General features: G+C 49.5%; 7 protein-coding genes. 5 read left to right on the top strand and 2 right to left on the bottom strand.

Annotated features, from left to right (window positions below; translation table 11 throughout):
• Together H7A81_RS25920 and H7A81_RS25915 are read left to right on the top strand one after the other, a co-directional pair.
• Positions 1 to 277 (top strand): cytochrome b (locus H7A81_RS25920; RefSeq protein WP_182059184.1); only part of this gene is annotated, 277 nt, incomplete at its 5' end.
• 1 nt (position 278) lies between these two features.
• The gene (locus tag H7A81_RS25915) at positions 279 to 854 is read left to right on the top strand and encodes a YceI family protein (protein WP_182059183.1); all 576 of its coding nucleotides are present in this window, start codon (positions 279 to 281) and stop codon (positions 852 to 854) included.
• Positions 855 to 898: 44 nt separating this feature from the next.
• On the opposite strand, the gene H7A81_RS25910 is transcribed toward H7A81_RS25915, so the two are convergent.
• Positions 899 to 1,954 carry a rhodanese-related sulfurtransferase gene (locus H7A81_RS25910; RefSeq protein ID WP_182059182.1) on the bottom strand — a complete coding sequence of 352 codons (1,056 nt, stop codon included), beginning with the start codon at positions 1,952 to 1,954 and terminating at the stop codon, positions 899 to 901.
• Between the two features lie 268 nt (positions 1,955 to 2,222).
• Between H7A81_RS25910 and H7A81_RS25905 the strand changes: the two genes are divergently transcribed.
• The 3 genes from H7A81_RS25905 (at position 2,223) to H7A81_RS25895 (ending at position 4,488) form a co-directional block, all read left to right on the top strand.
• The gene (locus H7A81_RS25905) at positions 2,223 to 3,146 is read left to right on the top strand and encodes a Kdo(2)-lipid IV(A) acyltransferase (RefSeq protein ID WP_166931855.1); all 924 of its coding nucleotides are present in this window, start codon (positions 2,223 to 2,225) and stop codon (positions 3,144 to 3,146) included.
• Between the two features lie 558 nt (positions 3,147 to 3,704).
• Positions 3,705 to 3,971, top strand: coding sequence for a hypothetical protein (locus tag H7A81_RS25900; protein ID WP_034820172.1), 267 nt, complete (start codon positions 3,705 to 3,707; stop codon positions 3,969 to 3,971).
• Positions 3,972 to 4,089: 118 nt separating this feature from the next.
• A complete protein-coding gene (locus H7A81_RS25895) occupies positions 4,090 to 4,488 on the top strand; it encodes a MysB family protein (protein ID WP_182059181.1) in 399 nt (132 codons plus the stop codon).
• Positions 4,489 to 4,491: 3 nt separating this feature from the next.
• Here H7A81_RS25895 and H7A81_RS25890 read toward each other — a convergent pair.
• Positions 4,492 to 4,621 (bottom strand): YceK/YidQ family lipoprotein (locus tag H7A81_RS25890; protein WP_182059180.1); only part of this gene is annotated, 130 nt, incomplete at its 5' end.

Here is a 4,621-nt window from a genome sequence, read left to right as displayed (position 1 = left end):
GTTGTTGCTGCTACTGGTAAGCGGCTACCTGATCTCCACCGCCGATGGCAAAGCTATCTCTGTGTTTGGATGGTTCGAAGTGCCCGCCCTGGTGAGTGGAGCAGGTGAACAGGCTGATTTGGCTGGCGATCTGCATTTGTGGCTGGCCTGGGGATTAGTGCTGTTTTCTGCGCTGCATGGGCTGGCGGCATTAAAACACCATTTTATTGATCGAGACGTCACATTGAAAAGGATGCTGGGTTACCGCATCCCGTTAACCTCTGAAAAGGAGAAGTAAAATGCTCAAGAAGACGCTACTGACACTGAGTGCCGCCAGTCTGTTAGGCACCAGTTTGCTGGCCAGCGCAGCAGACTATAAATTTGATAAAGAAGGCCAGCACGCCTTCGTACAGTTCCGTATTCAGCACCTAGGTTATAGCTGGTTATACGGCACGTTTAAGGATTTTGACGGGACTTTCAGCTTTGACGAAGCTAACCCTGCGAGCGATAAGGTTAGCGTCACGCTGAACACCGCCAGCCTCGACACTAACCATGCCGAACGCGACAAGCATATTCGCAGTGCCGATTTTCTTAACACTGCCAAATTCCCGCAAGCGACTTTCGCCTCAACGGCAGTCAAAAAAGAGGGTAACGATTATAAGATCACAGGTGATCTGACGCTCAATGGCGTGACAAAACCGATCACCCTGGATGCACGCCTGCTGGGCGAAGGTAAAGATCCCTGGGGTGGCTATCGTGCCGGCTTTGAAGCTCACGGTGAAATTGTGTTGAAGGAATTCAATATCACTAAAGATCTTGGACCGGCATCGCAGAAAGCAGAGCTGATTATTTCTGTGGAAGGTGTGCGGCAGTAAGGCAGAGCCAGCCTGAGACCATGTGACTTCAGGCTGGATGTCGTTTACTTCTTCTCTGGCGCGGGGATCGCCATCGTCATATTGAGTAAACCACGCGACTTGTTGAACACTTTATTACCGTTTTCACGGCCTGCGCGGCGTGAACGCTGCTCTTCCGGTGTTAATGTCGCCTCTTCCATGCACAGCGGGCTGCAGCAGTTGTGGTATTTCTCCGCACAGCTCGGGCACTGAATGAACAGCAGATGGCATCCGTCATTGACGCAGTTGGTGTGACTGTCGCACGGCACGCCGCACTGGTGGCAACTGGAGAGAATATCGTCAGAAATACGTTCGCCCATACGTTCATCAAACACAAAGTTTTTACCTTTGAAACGGACAGGTAAACCCTGCTCACGCGCACGGCGGGTATATTCAATGATGCCGCCTTCAATGTGGTAAACATCGTTGAAGCCTTTGTGTTTCATCCACGCACTGGCTTTTTCGCAGCGGATCCCGCCGGTGCAGTACATGACAATCTTTTTGTCTTTATGCTCCTGCAGCATATCCACGGCCATCGGCAGCTGATCGCGGAAGGTGTCGGCGGGAACTTCCATCGCCTGATCAAAATGGCCCACTTCGAATTCGTAGTGATTACGCATGTCGACAAACACCGCATCGGGATCATCCAGCATCGCATTGACCTCTGCGGCTTTTAAATAGGCACCGACATCGCTGGCATCAAAGCTTTCATCTTCAATGCCATCGGCCACAATGCGCTCACGAACTTTCAGGCGCAGTACCCAGAAAGATTTGCCATCATCGTCCAGCGCAATGTTCATTCGCAGGTTATTTAACGCCGGGTCAAACGCATACAGTGCAGTTTTCATGGCTTCGTACTGGCTGGCAGGAACGCTGATTTGCGCGTTGATCCCCTCTTTTGCCACGTAGACGCGTCCAAAGACCTTGAGCTTTGTTAGCGCAATGTAGAGGGCATCACGGAAGACTTTCGGGTCGGCAATCTGGAAGTACTTGTAAAAAGAGACTGTGGTACGCGGCTCGTTTTCAGCCAGCATACGTTCTTTCAGCTCTTTATTGGAAACAAGGTTATGTAACACTGGCATGGTGTTCGATCCTGTTAGCAATCAGAGAAATTTAGCGCGCACATGATACCTGAATTCCGCTCGATGCAAAGCCCCTGGTCAGATAATCCTGAATGGCGTGATTACCGACGCAATTCTCCGCCGCAGTTGTAGATTAATGCGCAATCTGACTGCCTTACACCCGCCTGCAGGCTATGCTTGATTTCAGTCAGCACGAAAAAATGGCATAATCACGACAAATAACAGAAACCGGACTCTCTGGCACAAGACGCAGGATACTGACATTTCCATGACTCAACTTCCCCAATTTTCCCGTGAACTTCTTCACCCGCGTTACTGGCTGACCTGGATAGGTATCGGCTTTCTTTATCTGCTGGTGTTACTTCCTTACCCGGTGCTGCATACGATTGGCTGTGGCCTGGGCCGCATTGCCATGCGCTTCTTAAAACGTCGTGTGGAAGTCGCGCAACGTAACCTGGAACTCTGTTTTCCGGATATGCCTACCAGCGAACGTGAAGCCATGGTGAAGCACAACTTTGAATCGGTTGGCATGGGGCTGATTGAAACCGGTATGGCGTGGTTCTGGCCTGACTGGCGTATTCAAAAATGGGTGGCCACTTCGGGGCTCGAACATGTCAGCCATGCGCTTGCGGAAAAACGCGGCATTTTATTGATTGGCCTGCATTTCCTGACGCTGGAGCTGGGTGCTCGCGTGTTTGGCATGCACAACCCAGGCATTGGCGTTTACCGGCCGAATGACAATAAGCTCATCGACTGGCTGCAAACCTGGGGACGCATGCGCTCAAATAAGAGCATGCTGGATCGCAAAGATCTCAAAGGCATGATTCGCGCCATGAAGAACAACGACATCATCTGGTACGCGCCTGATCATGATTATGGCCCGCGCAGTAGCGTGTTTGCCCCGTTCTTTGCCGTGCAGGATGCGGCAACCACCACGGGCACGCATATGTTGATTCGATTGGGCAATCCCAGCGTGATCCCGTTTCTCGCCCGCCGCCTGCCCAACGGACGCGGTTATGAGCTTAAAATGATGCCTGACATTCGCCATAAGTTCTCGCTCGAGAATGAACTCGATACCGCTATCGTGATGAATAAAGTGGTTGAAGAAACCGTTCTGTTGGCACCAGAGCAGTACATGTGGTTGCACCGCCGTTTTAAAACCCGCCCTGAAGGTCAACCATCGCTGTATTAATGTGATGTGGAGCACAGTCTGTGCTCCACGCTTTCCTGAAGAAATTTGCGTTATTTCACGACGATAGTCTGTCAATTTTAGTCAAACCGGACCAGTCTGAATTCAGGCTGATGACATTGTTCGGTCCAGCTTTAACTTAATCCATGGAGCAGAATAACCTGTAGAAATGCAGAATATTAATCTTTGTTAACGAAATGTAAACACTAAAATGCGCATCTCTTTGAATTCTCATCCAGCAGCATCAAAATGCTTCATCAATTGATACAGGTGGTCACGGATCTAATTTTCACGCATTCCAGGCCTATTCCTATTTAATATTGCTGAATGCTTTTGTTCCGCTTATCAATCCAGTAAAATTAACTTACATAACAAGGTATTGTCTTAGTCCACCCCCTTTATATTCTGTTTCTACAAAAGAAGAGCTATGCTTATTCCTTTCTGGAATTTGTTAGCGAAATCGATTCCAGTTAATTTCAACCGTGACAGTTAGCTAAATAACTGCCCTTCTAAAAATATAAAAAGATTACACACAGCAAATATATCGCAGGAACCTATAATATGAATAAAGGCATCTATTACTACGTGACAATCAGTACTGATCAAGAGGGCTACCACCTCTTGCATCGGAAAGAGTGTAAACGTCTACCCGTTAAGGAGGATATGGTTTTTATCGGTACGCTCTATAATTTAAATCAGGCTTTATCAACCGCTCGTATTAATTTTAAAAAGGTGAAACCCTGTATTAAATGCTGCATTCGTTACTCTGCTCCTATTATTCGCGAGTCAGTACGTCCTGTACTGCATTTCCCGCAAAAGATGATCTAAACGGTTTGGGCGGTTGAATTGCATTCATCCGCCCGCCGTTATTCTATGCCTGCCCTGCACAATTCCATTTTTCGTCTATTCTTCTGTGAAATCCCTTTCAACAGACATGGAGTTCATTATGAGCTTGTACAGCACGCTTGAAGAAGCTATCGACGCCGCACGCGAGGAGTTTCTCGCCAGCCAGACGGATGTGCACGAAGACGATGCCAGCGTGAGCCAGTTCTCGCTACAAAAGTACGTGATGCAGGATGGTGACATCATGTGGCAGGCAGAGTTCTTTGACGGTGAAGATGAGCAAGGTGAATGCCTGCCGATCTGCAGCGGCGAAGCAGCCCAGGCGATATTTGACGGCGATTTCGACGAGGTGGAACTGCGTCAGGAGTGGCTGTCGGAAAACACCCTGCACGAGTGGGATGAAGGGGAATTCCAGCTGGAGCCACCACGCGATCTCGAAGAGGGTGAAGCTGCGGCAGAGGAATGGGAAGATGACGATAGCCCATCGGATAAATGGGCGTAAGCGTTACTCGTAAGGGCCGTGGCTGGCATCGACGGGCAGCAACAGCGTATCCATCACCAGCGAGAGTGGCAGATCAAGGATGGTCAGCACGCGCCATGGCCCGTCACGCACATCCCATTGCACACCGGGATAA

The sequence above is a fragment of the Pantoea sp. ME81 genome (assembly GCF_903970985.1).
In the GTDB taxonomy this organism is placed as follows: Bacteria; Pseudomonadota; Gammaproteobacteria; order Enterobacterales; family Enterobacteriaceae; genus Pantoea; species Pantoea communis.
The sequence above is the reverse complement of the archived record's forward strand: the minus strand, read 5'-3'. Positions and strand labels throughout refer to the sequence as shown.